The 19,133-nt window shown below is 65.8% G+C and carries 19 protein-coding genes; 10 read left to right on the forward strand and 9 right to left on the reverse strand.

The features are described from left to right. Positions 1-3 precede the first annotated feature (3 nt). The 6 genes from QX126_RS04590 to QX126_RS04615 all read right to left on the reverse strand — a co-directional run bounded on the left by QX126_RS04590 (position 4) and on the right by QX126_RS04615 (position 7,576). Positions 4-1,806, reverse strand: a complete 1,803-nt coding sequence (locus QX126_RS04590) for a gamma-glutamyltransferase family protein (RefSeq protein WP_315779559.1) — start codon at positions 1,804-1,806, stop codon at positions 4-6. A 107-nt stretch (positions 1,807-1,913) separates the two neighbouring features. Beyond that, the gene (locus QX126_RS04595) at positions 1,914-2,909 is read right to left on the reverse strand and encodes an oligopeptide/dipeptide ABC transporter ATP-binding protein (RefSeq protein ID WP_315779561.1); all 996 of its coding nucleotides are present in this window, start codon (positions 2,907-2,909) and stop codon (positions 1,914-1,916) included. Next, complete coding sequence (locus QX126_RS04600; protein ID WP_315779563.1) at positions 2,906-3,889, reverse strand: ABC transporter ATP-binding protein; 984 nt, start codon at positions 3,887-3,889, stop codon at positions 2,906-2,908. The genes QX126_RS04595 and QX126_RS04600 overlap by 4 nt, the downstream gene beginning before the upstream one ends. A gap of 34 nt (positions 3,890-3,923) precedes the next feature. Next, a complete protein-coding gene (locus QX126_RS04605) occupies positions 3,924-4,889 on the reverse strand; it encodes an ABC transporter permease (protein ID WP_315737201.1) in 966 nt (321 codons plus the stop codon). 2 nt (positions 4,890-4,891) lie between these two features. Then, complete coding sequence (locus QX126_RS04610) at positions 4,892-5,872, reverse strand: ABC transporter permease (protein WP_315737202.1); 981 nt, start codon at positions 5,870-5,872, stop codon at positions 4,892-4,894. A gap of 108 nt (positions 5,873-5,980) precedes the next feature. Next, a complete protein-coding gene (locus QX126_RS04615; RefSeq protein ID WP_315779565.1) occupies positions 5,981-7,576 on the reverse strand; it encodes an ABC transporter substrate-binding protein in 1,596 nt (531 codons plus the stop codon). A gap of 523 nt (positions 7,577-8,099) precedes the next feature. On the opposite strand from QX126_RS04615, the gene QX126_RS04620 reads away from it, so the two are divergent. Both QX126_RS04620 and QX126_RS04625 read left to right on the forward strand, forming a co-directional pair. Beyond that, positions 8,100-8,360, forward strand: coding sequence for a DUF6489 family protein (locus QX126_RS04620; RefSeq protein WP_315715763.1), 261 nt, complete (start codon positions 8,100-8,102; stop codon positions 8,358-8,360). 139 nt (positions 8,361-8,499) lie between these two features. Further along, complete coding sequence (locus tag QX126_RS04625) at positions 8,500-9,504, forward strand: alpha/beta hydrolase (protein WP_315779567.1); 1,005 nt, start codon at positions 8,500-8,502, stop codon at positions 9,502-9,504. Between the two features lie 109 nt (positions 9,505-9,613). On the opposite strand, the gene QX126_RS04630 is transcribed toward QX126_RS04625, so the two are convergent. Beyond that, the gene (locus QX126_RS04630) at positions 9,614-10,534 is read right to left on the reverse strand and encodes an alpha/beta hydrolase (protein ID WP_315779569.1); all 921 of its coding nucleotides are present in this window, start codon (positions 10,532-10,534) and stop codon (positions 9,614-9,616) included. Between the two features lie 146 nt (positions 10,535-10,680). On the opposite strand from QX126_RS04630, the gene QX126_RS04635 reads away from it, so the two are divergent. The 8 genes from QX126_RS04635 (at position 10,681) to paaE (ending at position 17,052) form a co-directional block, all read left to right on the forward strand. Next, positions 10,681-11,451 carry a hypothetical protein gene (locus QX126_RS04635; protein WP_315779571.1) on the forward strand — a complete coding sequence of 257 codons (771 nt, stop codon included), beginning with the start codon at positions 10,681-10,683 and terminating at the stop codon, positions 11,449-11,451. A 188-nt stretch (positions 11,452-11,639) separates the two neighbouring features. Further along, positions 11,640-12,116, forward strand: a complete 477-nt coding sequence (locus QX126_RS04640; protein ID WP_315715766.1) for a phasin — start codon at positions 11,640-11,642, stop codon at positions 12,114-12,116. A gap of 93 nt (positions 12,117-12,209) precedes the next feature. Then, positions 12,210-13,091, forward strand: a complete 882-nt coding sequence (paaX, locus tag QX126_RS04645; protein ID WP_315779573.1) for a phenylacetic acid degradation operon negative regulatory protein PaaX — start codon at positions 12,210-12,212, stop codon at positions 13,089-13,091. A gap of 78 nt (positions 13,092-13,169) precedes the next feature. Beyond that, positions 13,170-14,159, forward strand: coding sequence for a 1,2-phenylacetyl-CoA epoxidase subunit PaaA (gene paaA / locus QX126_RS04650; RefSeq protein ID WP_315779575.1), 990 nt, complete (start codon positions 13,170-13,172; stop codon positions 14,157-14,159). Positions 14,160-14,172: 13 nt separating this feature from the next. Further along, the gene (gene paaB / locus QX126_RS04655) at positions 14,173-14,460 is read left to right on the forward strand and encodes a 1,2-phenylacetyl-CoA epoxidase subunit PaaB (RefSeq protein ID WP_315737209.1); all 288 of its coding nucleotides are present in this window, start codon (positions 14,173-14,175) and stop codon (positions 14,458-14,460) included. 133 nt (positions 14,461-14,593) lie between these two features. Next, a complete protein-coding gene (paaC, locus tag QX126_RS04660; protein WP_315779577.1) occupies positions 14,594-15,370 on the forward strand; it encodes a 1,2-phenylacetyl-CoA epoxidase subunit PaaC in 777 nt (258 codons plus the stop codon). Continuing rightward, positions 15,364-15,867, forward strand: coding sequence for a 1,2-phenylacetyl-CoA epoxidase subunit PaaD (paaD, locus tag QX126_RS04665; RefSeq protein ID WP_315779579.1), 504 nt, complete (start codon positions 15,364-15,366; stop codon positions 15,865-15,867). Before paaC ends, paaD begins: the two co-directional genes overlap by 7 nt. Positions 15,868-15,972: 105 nt before the next feature. Beyond that, positions 15,973-17,052 (forward strand): 1,2-phenylacetyl-CoA epoxidase subunit PaaE, encoded by a 1,080-nt coding sequence (paaE, locus tag QX126_RS04670; RefSeq protein ID WP_315779581.1) that lies wholly within the window; start codon positions 15,973-15,975, stop codon positions 17,050-17,052. Between the two features lie 237 nt (positions 17,053-17,289). Here paaE and paaK read toward each other — a convergent pair whose 3' ends face one another. Both paaK and paaI read right to left on the reverse strand, forming a co-directional pair. Next, complete coding sequence (gene paaK, locus QX126_RS04675; RefSeq protein ID WP_315737213.1) at positions 17,290-18,618, reverse strand: phenylacetate--CoA ligase PaaK; 1,329 nt, start codon at positions 18,616-18,618, stop codon at positions 17,290-17,292. Between the two features lie 43 nt (positions 18,619-18,661). After that, a complete protein-coding gene (paaI, locus tag QX126_RS04680; RefSeq protein ID WP_409998887.1) occupies positions 18,662-19,129 on the reverse strand; it encodes a hydroxyphenylacetyl-CoA thioesterase PaaI in 468 nt (155 codons plus the stop codon). Positions 19,130-19,133: the final 4 nt, after the last annotated feature.

The raw sequence follows: 19,133 nt of genomic DNA on the forward strand, positions 1-19,133 counted from the left end.
CTCTTATCGTCCGGCCGCGTAACCCTGCATGCCCCGCGGATTGGCCGCGGCGCGGCGGCGGCGGCCCACGCGGGAGGCCGCGGTGAGGCGGCCCTCCGACCAGTCGGGGCCGACTTCGACCACATGGCCGCGGCGGCGCAGCTCCTCGACGGTCGCCTTGGGCACGCGGCCCTCGACCACGAGCACGCCGGGGCGCGCGGTGCGCGGCCAGAACGAGATCGGGAAGTGTTCGGAGTGCCACGCCGGCGCGTCGATCGACTCTTGCAGGTTCATGCCGGCATGGACGTGGCGCAGGAAGAACTGCGTGTTCCACTGGTCCTGCTGGTCGCCGCCGGGCGAGCCCCAGGCGACGTAGGGCTCGCCGTCGCGCAGCCCCATGGTCGGCGACAGCGTGGTGCGCGGACGCTTGCCCGGCACCAGCGCGGCCGGATGATCCTCCTCCAGCCAGAACATCTGCGCGCGCGTCCCCAGGCAGAAGCCGAGCTCGGGGATGACCGGCGATGATTGCAGCCAGCCGCCGGAGGGCGTGGCCGAGATCATGTTGCCTTGGGAATCGATGATGTCGAAATGCACGGTGTCGCCGCGCACCTCGCCGAAGCGGCCGACGGTCGGCTCGCCCGAGCCCATTGCGCCGACGGCCTCGCGGTGGCCTTGGGCCTCGCGCAGCTTCACCTTGGCGCCGTAGCCGTCGAGCGTGCCGGGACGCAGCTCGAGCGAGGCCTTGTCGGTGATCAGCTTGCGCCGCTCGTCGTTGTAGGCATCGGACAGCAGCATGCCGATCGGGATGTCGGCAAACTTCGGATCGCCGTAGAACGCTTCGCGGTCGGCGAACGCAAGCTTCGCCGCTTCGATCTGCCAATGGATGAAGTCGGGTCCGGTCGGATCGAGGCCGTCGAGCGCAAATCCCTTGAGCAGTGCGAGCTGCTGCAGTAGCACCGGGCCCTGGCTCCAGACGCCGGCCTTGCACACGGTGTAGCGGCCGTACTCGTAGGTGAGCGGCGCCTCGATGGTCGGCTGCCAGCGCGCCATGTCGTCGGCGGTCAGCACGCCCTTGTGACGCGAACCCGAGACGTCCATCACTTCCTGCGTCCGGCAGAAGCGGTCGATCGCCTCGGCGACGAAGCCCTGCGACCAGGCCTTGCGCGCGCGCTCGATCTGCGCGTCGCGATCACCACCCGCGCTTTCGCCTTCACTCAGGATGCGCGCGTAGGTTTCCGCGAGCTGTGGATTGGTGAACAGCGTGCCCGGTCTCGGCACCTCGCCATTGGGCAGATAGAGCGCGGCCGAGGTCGGCCAATGCGTCTTGAACAGCTGCTCGACGGTCTGGATCGTCGCGGAGACGCGCTCGACCAGCGGATAGCCGTCGCGCGCGTAGGAAATTGCCGGCTCCAGCACGTCGCGCAGCCGCATCGTGCCATAGTCGCGCAGCAGCAGCATCCAGGACTCGAAGGTGCCGGGCACGCAGGCCGCGAGCAGGCCGGTGCCGGGGATCATGTCGAGGCCCTCGCGCTTGTAGTGCGCGATGGTGGCGCCTGATGGCGCCGGGCCCTGGCCGCAGATGACCTCGGTGCGTCCGCGTCTGACGTCGTGCAGGATGATCGGCACGTCGCCGCCGGGACCGTTCAGATGCGGCTCCACCACCTGCAGGGTGAAGGCCGCCGCGACGCCGGCATCGAAGGCGTTGCCGCCGCGCTCCAGCATCGCCATGCCGACGGCGGTGGCCAGCCAGTGCGTCGAGGTGACGACGCCGAAGGTGCCGTCGATCTCGGGGCGGGTCGTGAAGGGATCGGGGTTGATGAAGCTCATTGCCGGCTTTGCCTATCCTATCGAGTCGCCGTCATTGCGAGCGAAAGCGAAGCTTCGCTCCTCGCAATGACGACCCATTCAAATTTCGCCTCATCGCTCATCACAACTCAGGCCGGCACAGCGGCCGCAGCCGGCTGGTTCACCGCATGGCAGGCAACGCCGCCGATCAGCTCGGGCGCCTGCTGCCGGCAGAGATCGAATGCAAGGGGACAGCGTGGGTTGAAGGTGCAGCCCGGAGGCGGGTTGATCGGGTTCGGGATCTCGCCCTTGACCGGAATGCGCTGGCGGCCCGACATCGACAGGTCCGGCACCGCGCCGAGCAGCATCTTGGTGTAGGGCATGCGCGGATCGCTGAACAGCGTGCGGCCGTCCGCGATCTCGACGATGCGGCCGAGATACATCACGCCGATGCGGCTCGCCATGTGGCGCACGACCGCGAGATTGTGGCTGATGAACAGATAGGTCAGGCCGAACTTGTCCTGCAGGTCGCGCATCAGATTGAGGATCTGCGCCTGCACGGAGACGTCGAGCGCCGAGGTCGGCTCGTCGCAGACGATGAACTCGGCCTCCGAGGCGAGCGCGCGCGCGATGGCGATGCGCTGGCGCTGGCCGCCGGAGAATTCGTGCGGAAACTTCTGGCCGTCGTCGGGATGCAGGCCGACCAGGGTCAGCAGCTCGCCGACGCGGTCCTTGATCTGGCGCTCACCCTCGATGATGTCAAAGGCGCGGATCGGCTCGGCGATGATGCCATCGACGCGGAAGCGCGGATTGAGGCTCGCGTAAGGATCCTGAAACACCATCTGGATGCGGCGGCGCAGCGTGCGCCGCACCTGGGCCTGGCGCGCATCGCTCATCGACACGCCGTCGATGATGACCTCGCCCGACGTCGGCGCCAGCAGCCCGACCACCATGCGCGCGACCGTGGTCTTGCCCGAGCCGGATTCACCGACCAGCGCGAAGGTCTCGCCCTTCCTGATCCCGAAGCTGACGCCGTCGACCGCCTTCAGGAACTCCTGCGGCTGACGCTCGATCACGCGGTTGAGCCAGGGCTTCGAGACGTCGAACACCCGGCGCAGATTCCTGACCTCGACGAAATCGGTCATGCCGCGGTCTCCGTCGCGCGATCATAGAGGTGACAGGCGACCGCCTGCGTGCCTTGGCGCAGCGGCTCGGGCCGATCGACGCGGCAGCGGTCGAAGGCGAAGCTGCAGCGCGGATTGAACGAGCAGCCGGGCGGGATCGCAGACAGCCGCGGCATCGAGCCTGGGATCTGCACCAGCCGCTTCTCCTCGCCCGCGAGCGTCGGGATCGCACCCATCAGGCCCTTGGCGTAGGGGTGCAGCGGGTTCTGGATCACCTCCTGCACCGGGCCGATCTCGGCGACGCGGCCGGCATACATCACCGCGACGCGGTCGCAGGTCTCGGCGATCACGCCCATGTCGTGGGTCACCAGCATCACGGCGGTGCCGTGGTCGCGGCCGAGCCGCTTGATCAGCGAGATGATCTGCGCCTGCACGGAAACGTCGAGCGCGGTGGTCGGCTCGTCGGCGATGATCAGCTCCGGCTCGGCGCACAGCGCCAGCGCGATCACGACGCGCTGGCGCATGCCGCCGGAGAATTCGTGCGGATAGCCGTCGATGCGCTTCTCGGGCGCCGATATGCCGACCTCGGCGAGCAGGTCGATGGCGCGCTTGCGCGCCTGCTGCTCGGTGAGGTTGGTGTGGGTCCTGATGGTCTCGATGATCTGGTCGCCGACGCGATACAGCGGATTGAGCGAGGTCAGCGGATCCTGGAAGATCATGCCGATGCGCTTGCCGCGCACCTTGCGCATCTCCTCCGGCGGCAGGTTGTCGATCCGCAGGCCGGAGAGCTGGATCTCGCCGCCGGAGATGCGGCCCGGGGGATCGATCAGGCCGATCACGGCGAGGCCGGTGACGGATTTGCCGGCACCGGATTCGCCGACGACGCCGAGCACCTCGCCCTTGGCGATGTCGTAGGAGACGCCGTCGATCGCGCGCAGGGTGCCGCGCCGGGTCGCGAACTCGACCTGCAGGTTACGCACGGACAGAACGGGGGCGGTCATGAGCTCAAGCCTCGGAAGGACGCAATCACGCGGGTCATCGCAGTTTCGGGTTGAGGGCGTCGCGCAGCCAGTCGCCGAGCAGGTTGATGGCGAGGATCAGTCCGGCCAAAGCGATGCCGGGGAAGGCGACGATCCACCATTCGCCGGCGAACAGATAGTTGTTGCCGATCCGGATCAGGGTTCCGAGCGAGGGCATCGTTTCGGGCATGCCCGAGCCGAGGAACGACAAGGTCGCCTCGGTGATGATCGCCAGCGCCAGGTTGATGGTGGCGATCACCAGCACGGGACCGGTGGTGTTGGGCAGCACGTGGCGCAGCATGATGACCGGCGCGGGCAGGCCGATCAGTTGAGCTGCGGCGACGTAGTCCTTGTTCTTCTCGACCAGCACTGAGCTCCGCACCGTGCGCGCATATTGCACCCAGAAGGAGAGGCCGATCGCCAGCACGAGCACGACCAGCATGCTGAGCCAGTCCAGCCGGTTGCCGGATACCGACTTGGCGATGCCGTTGACCAGCAGAGCGATCAGGATCGGCGGAAAGGTGAGCTGGACGTCGGCGATGCGCATGATCACGGTGTCGACCCGGCCGCCGAAATAGCCCGCGATCAGGCCGAGGCCGATGCCAAGCGCGCCGGAAAAGGCGACGCCGAGAATGCCGACCAGGAGCGAGATCCGCAGGCCGTAGAGGATGGCCGAGAGCACGTCGCGACCCTGCTCGTCGGTGCCGAGCAAAAACGGGCTCTGTCCGTCGGCGGTCCATAGCGGCGAAATCCGCGAGTTCAACAGCTGCAATTGGGCCGGGTCGAACGGGTTCTGCGGCGACAGCAGCGGCGCGAAGATCGCCAGCAGGAAGAACAACAGCGTGATCACGGCCGCGGCGACCGTCAGCTTGGAGCGGCGGAAGGAATAGAACAGGTCGCTCGCAAGCGCACGCTTCAGCCATCCGTCGGTGGCGCGCGGCGTCTCGACGGGAGTGGGATGAGGAAGGGCTGCGTCGCTCATGATCAGGCCGGCCGGCTGATGGTCGCGCGCAGGCGCGGATCGACCACGGTGTAGAGGATATCAACCACGAGATTGATGGTGACGAAGATCAGCGACACCATCATCAGGTAGGCCGCCATGATCGGAATGTCGACGTTCTGCACCGCCTGCACGAACAACAGGCCCATTCCCGGCCATTGGAACACCTGCTCGGTGATGATCGAGAACGCGATCACCGAGCCGAACTGCAGGCCGACCACGGTGATCACCGGCACCAGCGTGTTGCGCAGCGCGTGGCCGAAATGAATCGCGCGCGTGGTCAGCCCACGGGCGCGGGCGAAGCGGATGTAGTCGGTGCGCAGCACCTCGAGCATCTCGGCGCGGACCAGCCGCATGATCAAGGTCATCTGGAACAGGCCGAGCGTGATCGAGGGCATGATCAGCGCCTTCCAGCCTGAGACGGTGAACAGGCCTGATGTCCACCAGCCGAGCCTGACGGTGTCGCCGCGGCCGAACGACGGCAGCCAGCCCAGCGTGACCGAGAACAGATAGATCAGGAGGATGCCGATCAGGAAGGTCGGCAAGGAGATGCCGATCAGCGATACCATCTGGAACAGCTTGGCGAGCAGGGAGTCGCGGTGCAGCGCCGAGAACACGCCCATCAGGATGCCGAAGAACAGCGCCAGGATCGTCGCGCAGATCGCGAGCTCCAGCGTCGCCGGCATGCGCTCCTTGAGCAGATCGGAGACCGGCTGCCGGAACTGATAGGAGACGCCGAACTTGAACTGCGCCGCGTCGAACAGATAACGGCCGAACTGGACGATGAAGGGATCGTCGAGGCCGAGCGACTGGCGGATGCTGGCCCGTTCCGCGGCCGACGCGTCGATCGGCACGATCTGGCTCACCGGATCTCCGGCGAAGCGGAACATGGCGAACGCGATGATTCCGACGGCGATCATGACGCCGATGGCCTGAATTGCTCGGCGAAGCGCGAAGGCGAGCATCTGATCCTTTCAGATCCTTCGAGATGCGGCGGCGCGTAGCACTTGCCGCAGGAAATGAAAAGTCCCGAAAAGCAGTTCTGCTTTCCGGGACTAGTCGTTGCGTGTGGACTACTCGGTCTTGGTGGCGAGGAACAGCAGCACGGCGTTGTCGGCGCGCAGCGGGATCTTCACCTTCTTCGAGACGCCCCAGGCCACCGCCTGCTGATGCAGCGGGATGTAGCCGTAATCCTTGATGCCGATCTCGAAGGCCTGCTTGATCAACTGATCGCGCTTGGCGGTATCGGTCTCGACCAGGACCTTGTCGGTCAGAGCGTCGAACTCCTTGTTGCAGTAATTGCCGAGATTGGCTTCGCCGCGGGTGGCGTCCTTGGCGTCGTCACGGCAGCCCATGATGTCGTGCATCACGTTGTGGGCGTCCATCGACGACGGCGTCCAGCCGAGCAGGAAGAACGAGGTGTTGTAGCCGCCGGGCTTCAGCACCTTGGCGAAGTACTGCGCCTTGGGCTGCGCATTCAGGTTCACCTTGACCCCGATGCGCGCCAGCATGCCGACCACGGCCTGGCAGATCGCAGCGTCGTTGACGTAGCGGTCGTTGGGGCAGTCCATGCCGACCTCGAAGCCGTCGGGATAGCCGGCCTCCGTCAGCAGCTTCTTGGCCGCGTCGGGATCGTATTTCGGCCGCGTGAACTCCTTCGACAGCGCATAGAGCTGCGGCGCGATCATCAGCGCCGACGGCGTCGACAGGCCGCGCATGACGCGGGTCTTGATCAGCTCGACGTCGATCGCCTTGTAGAAGGCCTCGCGGACGCGGATGTCCTTGAACGGGTTCTTGCCCTTGACGTTGGAGTACAAGAGCTCGTCGCGCGTCTCGTCCATGCCGAGAAAGATCGTGCGCAGCTCCGGTCCCTTCAGGACCTGGGCGTTCGGGCTCGAATCGACGCGGCCGATATCCTGCACCGGCACCGGCTCGATGATGTCGACCTCGCCGGACAGCAGCGCGGCGACGCGCGTGGCGTCGGAGGCGATGGTGGTGAACACGATCTCCTTCAGATTGTGCTCGGGCTTGCCCCACCAGTTCGGATTGACCTTGAACACGGTCTTCACACCGGGCTGATGGCTCTCGATGATGAAGGGGCCGGTGCCGTTCTCATGCAGCGCGGCGTAGCTCGGCGTGGTTGCCGACACCGGCGTCGGCGCGACCGAGTTGTTGTCCTCGCACCACTTCTTGCTCATGATGTACCACGTATCCCATTGCGAGATCAGGATGGGATTGGGGGCATCGAGCTTCACGTCGACCGTGTAGTCGTCGACCTTGATGAATTTTGCGTCCGGCGGAACGTTGGACAGGAAGTTGGAGCCGGTGGCGCGGACGCGATCGGCGGAGAAGATCACGTCGTCGGCAGTGAAGGGTTCGCCATTGTGGAACTTGACGCCCTTGCGCAGATGGAAGCGCCAGCGGGTCGGCTCGGGCGTTTCCCAGCTCTCGGCCAGCGCGGGGACGATCTTCAGGTCCTTGTCGCGCGCGGTCAGTCCCTCATAGACGTGGGCATGGTGCGCAATCGTGGTCGATTCCTTGAAGGTATAGGGATCGAGCGACTTCAGGGTGCCCTGGTTGGCGTAGCGCAGGGTCTGGGCCGAGGCCGGCATGACGGCGAGGCCGAATGCGACCGCTGCCGCGATGAGCAGGGATTTGCGTCCCGACATATGTTCAAATTCTCCGCGTTTGACGCTTGTTTTCTCGGCAGGGGCGATTGTGTCCGGCCTGCCTTGCTTCGAAGTTCGTGATTTCTGCAGCGCCTCTTGCACGAACTTCAAGAAGCAACAAGACGCCGGGCGATATGCTTGCAAGTCTGATGCCGCGCCGGAATGAACTGATCCCGTTGGCTCTGGCCTGGCGGTGCGCCGTACGACCCGCGGCAGATCGATCAGAATATGTTGCCAGAGTTCAGCGGCGGCACACAAGTGCAGTTTGTTTAAGCCTAAACGATAAGGTTATCCCCCGCCGCCGCTGTGCGGCGCACGCGGGAGGCGGCGTCCGGGATGGGCGGAAGGCTCCCGGATTGACCATGTCCCGGGAATTGCGCACCTGCAGCAAGGCGCCGCTTGCTAGAAGGGGGGCGGCGCGGTGATACTGGACACCCCCTGCCGCGAGTCCGGGATCGGCGTTCCTGGTGAAGGGAGCCCGGCCCGAGGCTGGCGTCGGGATGGTTCGAACAGCGGAGCGGACATGAAAGTCAATATCGAGATCGATTGCACACCGCTCGAAGCGCGGCAGTTTTTCGGACTTCCCGATGTCGGTCCGATGCAGGCCGCGGTCATGGACCGGCTGCAGAACCAGATGACGAGCAACATCGACAAGCTGACGCCCGAAGCCATCATGCAGAGCTGGTTCACCTTCGATCCCCGCCTGGCCGAACGGTTTCAGGACCTGATGCTGACCATGACGGGCCTCGGCGGCAGCCGCTCGAACGACAAGAAGTCGGCCTGACGCGGCCGACGGCTGCACGGATTTCGCTTGCGCGGAACTCCGAAGAGAAGCGGCGTGACGTCACGGCATGGAGCAGGCTCCACGCCGACGCCGAAGACCGGTCGAAAAAGGCCGGCTGAACAGCTTCAGGGGAGGATGCATGACCGATCCGTCTTGGATGCCGGCGCTGCAGTTCGCGACGACCAACGGCATTCGCATGGGCTATTACGAGGCGGGCCCCGTCAGCGACCGGCCGCCGATGATCCTCTGTCACGGCTGGCCGGAACTGGCCTTTTCCTGGCGGCATCAGATCAAGGCGCTGGCCGAGGCCGGCATCCGCGTCATCGCACCCGATCAGCGCGGCTATGGCGCGACCGACCGGCCGGAGCCGGTCGAGGCCTATGATCTCGAGCATCTCACCGCCGACCTCGTCGGTCTGCTCGATCACCTGAAGATCGACAAGGCGATCTTCGTCGGTCACGACTGGGGCGGCTTCGTCGTCTGGCAGATGCCGCTGCGCTATCCGCAGCGTGTCGCCGGCGTCGTCGGCATCAACACGCCGCATCTGCCACGCGCGCCCGCTAATCCCATTGCCATCGTGCGTAAGCGGTTCGGCGACATGATGTACATCGTGCAGTTCCAGGATCCCGCACGCGAGCCGGATCGCATCTTCGGCAGCCGCGTCGCGGAGACCTTCGATGCCTTCATGCGCAAGCCGCTGCCGCGCAGCGATGCGCCGCCGACGGAGCCGCCGGCCGGCGGGATCGCAGCCTCGCCATCGCTCAACCTGGCGTTCCCACAGATGATCGCGGCCTATGACGCCGCCAAGGACATGCGGCAGCCGATCCTGTCGGAGGCGGAGAAGCAGGTGTTCGTCGACACCTTCACACGCACCGGCTTCACCGGCGGCATCAACTGGTATCGCAACATGACGCGGAACTGGCAGCGCTCGGAAGGGCTCGATCATACGGTGCGGGTGCCGGCACTGATGATCATGGCGGAGAACGACGCCGTGCTGCCGCCCTCGGCCGCCGACGGCATGGAGAAGCTGGTGCCGGACCTGGAGAAACATCTCGTCCGCGACAGCGGCCATTGGACGCAGCAGGAGCAGCCCGCGGAGGTCAGCGCCAAGCTGATCGAATGGCGGCGGCGACGGTTCGGTTGAAGAACGGCCGAGGCAGATTGCACGTCCGAGTGAGAGGCTGCGGCCGAGCCAAACAACAACAAACAACAACAGGTGTCGTCAAGCCTGCCGACGCAGCGCGTCGGCTCTCCTAAGCCGCCTGCGCATTCGCGCCGTGCGCGTGCTCGGCGATCGCGTCGATGATCTGCGGCCACATCGGCCGCGGAGTGGCGTGGCCCATGCCGTCGATCATCAGGAGCTTGGCATTTGGAATCGACTCCGCGGTGTCCTTGCCGGCGGTGGGATGGACCAGCGGGTCGACCTTGCCGTGGATCACGAGTGTCGGCGCCGTCACCAGATGCAGCCGCGGCTTGCGGCTGCCGGAGGCCAGGATCGCGCGCAACTGACGTCCGACGCCGGCGGGATTGATGCCGCGCGCGAAGCAGCGTTCGGCGAGCGCCACGTCACTTGCCTCATCCTCGGGAAATGAGCCGACGCGCAGCGCCTTCCAGGTCTTCTGGAAGCGCTTGATGTACTCGTCCTTGGTCTTCGGCGGCGGCGCCATCAGCAGCATCGCGACCTCGCGCGTCGGCGGCGGGATGCGCGGATTGCCGGTCGTCGACATGATCGATGTCAGCGAGCGCACGCGCTGCGGAAAGGAGATCGCGATCTCCTGCGCGATCATGCCGCCCATCGAGGCGCCGACCAGATGCGCCGACTTGATGTCGAGCGCGTCCATCAGGCCGACCGTGTCCTTGGCCATGTCGAGCAGCTTGTAGGGCGCGGAGACGGGAATGTTGAAGAAGCGCAGCTTGATCAGCTCGAACGGCGTCAACCGGCGACCGCCATGCAGCTTGCTCGACTGGCCGATGTCGCGGTTGTCGAAGCGGATCACGCGGAAGCCGCGGCTTGCGAGCTGTTCGCAGAACTCATCATACCAGATGATCATCTGCCCGCCGAGGCCCATGATCAACACGAGGGGAGGGGCAGCCGGGTCGCCGAAGATCTCATAGCAGATGTCGATACCGTTGGCGCGCACAGTCTGCGGCAGCTGATGAGCAGTTGCAGTCACTTGATCCCTCGTTCAAAGCCTTGGAACCCTCTATGGCATGGGTCTGTTGCTTGAGAGAAGCAAGCTACAAGTTCTCCCGCACCGCAACGAAGGCGTGCTATGAGAGGTTGTGTTTGAGTCTTGTGTTGGTCTGAAGGAGCGTGCCGATGGCGAACAAATCCGGCGACCCGATCGCATTCTGGCAGCAGATGGTCGGTGAGATGCAGAGGAGCTTCAGCGCCTTCACGCGGCTGCGCCCGATGGGCGTGACGCCCCGTCCATCCTCCAATGATCCCGCAACTGGTTCAGGAAACGGACAGAAGCCCATGGTCGATCTGATGGAAAACTACTTCGCCGGCATGAACGTGCCGAGCCGTGGTCAGCTCACCGCCTTGAATGAGCGGCTCGCCTCCATCGAGGGCGAGCTGGCGGAGACGCGGGCGCTGTTGAAGGAGCTGCTGGCTTCCACACAGGTGCCTGCGAAGGCGCTCGCCGATCCCGCTCCGCAGTTGAACGAGATCAAGAGCATGCTGGATTCGCTTCTCTCCGCGTCCAAGGCGGCCGCGCCAGTCGTGGCGCCGCCGCGCGACGTCACGCCGGACCTGAAGGGGATCAAGGACTTGCTCAACGAGCTTCTTGCCGCAACCAAGGCTCCGCAACCGGCGGCAAAACCCGCCGTCGACGTCACGCCTCAGTTGAGCGAGATCAAAGCATTGCTCGACCAGGCGCTGAACGCTGCCAAAGCACCCGATCCGTCACCGACAGTCGCGATCGAGGCAGAGCTGCGCGAAATCCGGGCCATGCTCGACACGATGAAGCCGTCGCAGCCGGTCGACGCCGCGCCCAAGGCTGACGAGGCGGCTCCAAAGCCGGTCGAGCCGGCTCGGCCGGGGAAGAACCGCAACAAGAAGCACGGCGGCGCCCCTGCCGAGCACTGAGGGTCGCCCGAACGCCCCGACTTGCGCGGGGCGCTCTGAGGTGGCGAGCGCCTTCCTCTTATCCCAATATGGTGCATTGCAACATTTATGTTGCGGCGCACCATCCGAAATGATATAGCTGAGTCACTCCGGTTTCATAAGGGACGGAGTGAGCCCATAGCTCAGAACCATTGAGGATGGAGACAGCCATGACCACCGAGACCAATACCGTGTTCGACACCGTCAAGGATGCCTTTGCACCGGTGACCGACGCGTTCAAGAACCTGCAGACGATGGAAGTGCCGGAGTCCGCGCGGGAGTTCGTCAAGAAGACCGCGTCGACCGCCAAGGAGCGCGCTGCGGAGGCCCTCGCTGGCTCCGAGAAGGTGACGTCGGCGATCGAGACCGCTGTGTTCGACGGCGTGACCGAGGCCGGCAAGATCAGCCGGAACATTCAGCAGGCGCTGTATCAGGACACCGAGGCCTTCTTCGACGGCATCGACCGGCTGGCGTCCGCCAAGTCGATCAGCGAGGCCGTTCAGATCCAGGGTGAGCTGGCCCGTGCCCGTGGCGAGGCGCTGGTCGCGCGCGCCAAGTCGACCAGCGAGTATGTCGGCAAGCTCGTCACCGAGGGTGCCAAGCTCGCCCAGGAGAACATGGCCAAGGCCTACAACAAGACCGCCTGAGCGCGTCTCGCGCGTCAGACGATCAACCTGCAAGGCCCGCATCGTGCGGGCCTTTTCTTTTGCGATCGGGTGAAACCGGCTAAAGCCTTCGCCATGCCGCAGCCGCTGTCCCGGATCGTCCATCAGCTCAAGAGCGAGCCGTCGCGCACGGGGGCGCTGATCATCACCGTGTTCGGCGACGCCATCGTGCCGCGGGGCGGCAGCGTTTGGCTCGGCACCTTGCTCGCCTTCTTCGAAGGGCTGGCCATCGACGGCAGCGTGGTGCGCACGGCGATGTCGCGGCTGACGGCGGAAGGCTGGTTCGAGCGCACCAGAATAGGCCGCAACAGCTTCTATCGCCTGACCCGGCGCGGCGAGCAGACCTTCGCCGGTGCCACCCGCCACATCTACGATTCGCCGCCGGCGGAATGGAACGGCAGCTTCGAACTGCTGCTGATCGGCAGCGCCGATGATCGCGAGCAGGCGCGCGCCGCCCTGCGCGATGCCGGTTTCGGCAGCCCGCTGCCCGGCGTGTTCGTGGCCCCCGCGAGCATCGCCGTCCCTGACGCTGTGGAGGGTGCCATCCGCCTGCAGGCGTCGGCCGGCTCCGACATGGCACGGCGGCTGGTGGCCGAGAGTTGGGCGCTGGAGCGGACGGCGGAGGCGTACCGCAAGTTCACCGCCTCCTTTGCGCCGCTCAAGGACAGCATCGCGCGCGGCGAGGCGCTCTCCGCCGGCCAGGCCTTCACCGCGCGGATCCTGCTGATCCACCACTACCGGCGCATCGTGCTGCGCGATCCGCTGCTGCCGGCCGAGTTGCTGCCGGGGAATTGGCCGGGACGGCAGGCCCGGGCGCTGTGTGGCGAGATCTATCGGTTGCTGCTGCCGGGTTCCGAGCGCTGGCTCGACGCCCATGCGACCAACGATCAGGGCCCGTTGCCGGAGGCCGGCGCGGCGCTGCAGCGGCGTTTCGCCGACGTGCATGAGGCACCCTGATATATTACAGAATTCGATTGCACGGATAAAATATCGTTATATATTGGCGGCAACCAAGTCCTGGGAGGACGCCGCCGCATGTACACGCAGGCGCTCAATTCGCCCGAGGAGGGCAGCTTCGCCGAGGACGCTGGACGCGCCTCGCGCTTTCAGGCCCGCATCGATGCCGAGGAACGCATCGAGCCCAATGACTGGATGCCGTCGGCCTATCGCAAGACGCTGATCCGGCAGATCTCTCAACACGCCCATTCCGAAATCGTCGGCATGCTGCCCGAGGGCAACTGGATCACGCGCGCGCCGAGCCTGCGCCGCAAGGCGGCGTTGCTCGCCAAGGTCCAGGACGAATGCGGCCATGGGCTGTATCTCTACGCCGCCGCCGAGACGCTCGGCGCCTCGCGCGAGGAGCTGGTCGATGCGATGCTGGCCGGCAAGGCGAAGTACTCCTCGATCTTCAACTATCCCACCCTGACCTGGGCGGATATCGGTGTGATCGGCTGGCTGGTCGACGGCGCCGCGATCATGAACCAGATTCCGTTGTGCCGCTGCTCCTATGGTCCCTATGCGCGCGCGATGATCCGCGTCTGCAAGGAGGAATCGTTCCATCAGCGGCAGGGCTACGAGATCATGCTGACGCTCGGCCGCGGCACCGCCGAGCAGAAGGCGATGGCGCAGGATGCGCTGAACAGGTGGTGGTGGCCGGTGCTGATGATGTTCGGCCCGCCCGACCAGGCCAGCCAGCACAGCGACACCTCGACGAAGTGGAAGATCAAGCGCTTCTCGAATGACGAGCTGCGCCAGAAGTTCATCGATGCCACCGTTCCGCAGGCGCAGTATCTTGGGCTCACCATTCCTGATCCCGAGATGACGCAGGACGAGCAGGGCCATTGGCGGCACGGCCCGATCGACTGGAACGAGTTCAAGCAGGTGCTGGCCGGCAACGGCCCGTGCAACCGCGACCGGATGGCGGCGCGCCGCAAGGCGCATGCCGACGGCGTCTGGGTGCGCGAGGCCGCCGCGGCCTATGCAGAGAAGCGCGCGCGGCGCCAGATGGCGCAAGCGGCCGAATAGCAGGGAGATCGAAATGGCGACGCCGAACACGCCGTTGTGGGAGGTCTTCATCCGCAGCCGCAACGGGCTCGCGCACAAGCATTGCGGCTCGCTGCATGCGCCGGATGCGACCATGGCGCTGCAGGCCGCGCGCGACATCTACACCCGCCGCGGCGAGGGTCTGTCGATCTGGGTGGTGCCGTCGAGCGCGATCACCGCGTCCGATCCCGCCGACAAGGGCATGATGTTCGAGCCGGCGGAGTCGAAGATCTATCGCCACCCGACGTTCTACGAGGTGCCCGAGGAAGTCGGGCATATGTGATCGGCTGAGGATCTCAGTCGTCGTCATTGCGAGCGCAGCGAAGCAATCCAGACTGCCTGCTCGGATGAATCCCTGGATTGCTTCGCCGCGCCCGCAATGACGGAGTTCGTGGCGGGCTGATCGGATCACAACCATGACCGCACCCTCGATCACCGTCTCCGAAACGCCGCTGGTGCTCTACACCTTGCGCCGCGCCGACGATGCGCTGATCCTCGGCCATCGCCTCTCCGAATGGTGCGGCCATGCGCCGATGCTGGAAGAGGACATGGCGCTGTCCAACATGGCGCTCGACCTGATCGGCCAGGCGCGCGAGCTCTATGGCTACGCCGCCAAGGTCGAGGGCTGCGACAACGACGAGGACAAGCTCGCTTATCTCCGCGACGTCAGACAGTACCGTAACCTGCTGCTGGTCGAACGCCCGAATGGTGACTTCGCGCATACGATGGTGCGCCAGCTCTTCTACGCGGCGTTCGCCGATCTCTATTGGCGGGGCATGATGGGCTCCACCGATGCGACCCTGGCGGCGATCGCGGCCAAGTCTGAGAAGGAATGCGCCTATCATCTGCGCCATGCCAGCGAATGGGTGATCCGGCTCGGTGACGGCACCGACGAAAGCCACGCCCGCGCGCAAGCCGCGATCGATGACCTCTGGGCCTATACCGGCGAGATGTTCAGTGTCGACGATGCGGAGCGCGGCCTGATCGATGCCGGCATCGCGATCGATCCGACGATGCTGCTGCCGGAATGGCTGTCGATCGTCTCGCATGTCGCGCGTGAGGCGACATTGGTGCTGCCGGAGAACGACTGGATGCAGCAGGGCGGCCGCGACGGGCGCCACAGCGAGCATCTCGGCCATCTCCTCAGCGAGCTGCAATACATGCAGCGCAGCTTCCCCGGTGCGTCGTGGTAGTCGCGGACTTGAGCCCCGCCGAGCTGCGCCAGCGCGCCTGGGAAGCCGCGGCATCCGTGGCCGATCCGGAAATCCCGGTGCTGACGATCGACGATCTCGGCGTGCTGCGCGAGGTCGAGGTGGTCGGGGAACGGGTCGACGTCGCGATCACGCCGACCTATTCCGGCTGCCCGGCGATGAACATGATCGCGCTCGAGATCGAGCTGGCGCTGGAGCGAGCCGGCTTCCGCGAGGCCAGCGTGCGCACCGTGCTGTCGCCGGCCTGGACCACGGACTGGATGAGCGAGGAGGGGCGCCGCAAGCTGCGGGAGTACGGCATCGCGCCGCCGCAGCCGTCGAGCGGCCGGCGCGCGCTGTTTGGCGTGGCCGAGGTCGCGTGTCCGCAATGCGGATCTGTCGACACCGAGCAACTCGCCGAGTTCGGCTCGACCTCGTGCAAGGCGCTGTGGCGCTGCAGATCGTGCCGCGAGCCGTTCGATTATTTCAAGTGCCACTGATGCCACAGCCGTCATTGCGAGCGAAGCGAGGCAATCCAGGGCCACGCCCGGAGCCCTGGATTGCTTCGTCGCTTCGCGCCTCGCAATGACGGGAGGATGAACCCGATGTCGACAACGCCACGCTTCCATCGTCTCGCCGTCCGTGACCTGCGCCGGGAGGCGCCCGATGCGGTGTCGCTGACCTTTGCGATTCCGAACGAGCTTGCCGATGACTATCGCTTCGCGCCAGGGCAATACCTCACGCTCAAGACCACGCTCGGCGGCGAGGAGGTCCGGCGCTCCTATTCGATCTGCTCCGGTCCCGATGACGACGAGATCCGGATCGCCGTGAAGCGTGTCGATGGCGGCGCATTCTCCAGCTTCGTCACCGACGAATTGAGGCGCGGCGACGAGATCGACGTCATGACGCCGACCGGCCGTTTTGGCGTGGCACTGCAGCCTGAGGCCGCGCGTACTCACGTCGGCCTTGCCGCCGGCTCCGGGATCACGCCGATCCTCTCGATCGTGAAAGCCGTGCTGGCGCGGGAGCCGCACAGCCGCTTCTTCCTGTTCTACGGCAACCGCACCACCGCAGGCATGCTGTTCCGCGAACAGCTCGAGGAGCTGAAGGATCGCTTCCTCGACCGCTTCTCGGTGTTCCACGTCATCTCCGGCGAGGAGCAGGATCTGCCGATCCTGCACGGCCGGCTCGACGGCGAGAAGGTGCGCGTGCTGCTGCGTTCGCTGGTGCTGGCCGAGAGCATCGATCATATCTTCATCTGCGGCCCCACCGGCATGAGCGAGGACATCGCGGCCACCTGCCGCGCGCTCGGCATCGCTGACGAGCGCGTCCATGTCGAGCGCTTCGTCTCGGGCGCCGGCGGCAAGCCGCGGCTGAAAGCTGTCGTGCCTGATACGGCGCCGCCCAAGGCGATCGCCGCGCTGATCATCGACGGCAAGCGCCGCGAGGTCCCGGTCGCCGACGGCGAGGCCATTCTCGACGCCGCGCTTCGCGCCGGTGTGGACTTGCCCTTCGCCTGCAAGGGCGGCATGTGCTCGACCTGCCGCGCCAAGCTGGTGGAGGGGAGAGCGGAGATGGAGCTGAACTACTCGCTGGAGCCATGGGAGCTGCAGGCTGGCTTTGTGCTCACGTGTCAGGCCAGGCCGGTGACGGAGCGCGTGGTGGTGGACTACGATCATGTGTGAGGTAGTGGCCGCGAAATTTCGACTGCTGATCGAGGCTGACGTGAGCACGCTCGCTCGGCTCGCTCGCTGCATCTCGCCCCGCTTGCGGGGAGAGGTCGGATTGCATCGTTAGATGCAATCCGGACTCTCCGCGAGTTCGGTGCGTGGAGAGCCCCCCTCACCCCAACCCTCTCCCCGCAGGCGGGGCGAGGGAGCTCACTGTCATCGGCGCTCAATCTCGATTTCATCTCTGAACGGCTACCCCACCGGCCGCTTGTCCTTGATCCGTTTCGCCTTGCCGGCCGAGCGCTCAAGCGTGTCGGGCGGGACGACTTTCACCTTTGCCGTGAGGCCGATGGTGTTCTTGATGTGGATGGAGATGCGCTCGGCGTGCGCGCCGAGGCCGGTCTCGTCCCAATGCTCCGGTCGCGACTCCGCGTAGATCGTCAGCTCGTCCATGCGGCCCTCGCGCGTCAGCTCCAGCATGAAATGGCCGCCGCACCATTCGGTCGACAGCAGGATCTCCTCGATCTGTGACGGGAACAGGTTGACGCCGCGCAGGATGATCATGTCATCGGAGCGGCCCGTGACCTTCTCCATCCGTCGCATGCCCGGCCGCGCGGTGCCCGGCAGCAGTCGGGTCAGATCGCGGGTGCGATAGCGGATGACGGGGAAGGCCTCCTTGGTCAACGAGGTGAACACCAGTTCGCCCATCTCGCCGTCGGGCAGCACCTTGCCGGTGTCGGGATCGACGATCTCCGGATAGAAATGATCCTCCCAGATGTGCAGCCCGTCCTTGGTCTCCAGGCATTCCTGCGCCACGCCAGGGCCGATCACCTCGGACAGGCCGTAGATGTCGGTGGCGTCCATCGCGAACGCATCCTCGATCTCGGCGCGCATCGCATTGGTCCACGGCTCGGCGCCGAAGATGCCGATCCTGAGCGAGCTCTGCCGCGGATCGAGGCCCTGACGCTTGAACTCGTCGAGGATTGCCAGCATGTAGCTTGGCGTCACGGTGATGATGTCAGGGCGGAAATCATTGATCAGCTGCACCTGCCGCTCGGTCATGCCGCCGGAGATGGGCACCACCGTGCAGCCGAGCTGCTCGGCGCCGTAATGGACGCCGAGGCCGCCGGTGAACAGGCCATAGCCGTAGGCGTTGTGGATGATCATGCCGCTCCGGCCGCCGGCGGCGCGGATCGAGCGGGCCATCACGGCCGACCAGGTCGCGATGTCGTTGCGGGTATAGCCGACCACGATCGGCTTGCCGGTCGTGCCCGAGGAGGCGTGCACCCGTACCAGTTGCTCGCGCGGCACGGCGAACATGTTGAACGGGTAATTGTCGCGCAGGTCGGTCTTCACCGTGAACGGAAACTTGCCGAGGTCGGCGAGCTCGCGGAAATCCGACGGATGCACGCCGGCCTTGTCGAAAGCCTGGCGGTAATGGGCGACGTTGTCGTAGGCGTGCTTCAGCGACCAGGCGAGCCGGCGGGTCTGCAGCGCCATGATCTCGTCGCGTGAGGCACGCTCGGTTTCGTCCATCTCGGGAACGTAGCTGCCGGTCGATTGAAGCTTGGTCGATGTCATGGTCAGGTCCTCCGGCGGGGGCGCGGGGCGATAGGGAAGCGGATCAGCTCGCGGCGGCCGGGACCAGCGTGCCGCCGATGCTGCGCGAATGGCCGCGGAATTCGGCGATCACCGTGTCGCCTGCCGTAACGCGGACATCATAGATGCCGGAGCGCCCGCTGCGCGACACCTCGTGCGCGCGGGCAAGCAGAACGTCGCCGAGCTTGCCGGGGCGGATGAAGCTGATGCTGCCCTGTGCGGCCACGGTGCGGTCGTTGTGCGAGTTGCAGGCGAATGCGAAGGCGGAATCGGCCAGCGTGAAGATGAAGCCGCCATGGGCGATGCCATGGCCGTTGACCATGTGAGGCTGCACTTGCATCTGCAGGGTGGCGCGTCCGGGGCCGATCTCGACGATGTGCATGCCGAGCCCCTGGCTGGCGCGATCATCCTGCCACATCGCGTCGGCGCAGGCGCGGGCGAGAGCGTCGGGGGAAAGTGTCGCCACGCCGCTCACCGTGCGGCCTCCATGCATGCGC

Origin of the sequence: Bradyrhizobium sp. SZCCHNPS1003, from assembly GCF_032381555.1 — a bacterium.
GTDB lineage: Bacteria > Pseudomonadota > Alphaproteobacteria > Rhizobiales > Xanthobacteraceae > Bradyrhizobium.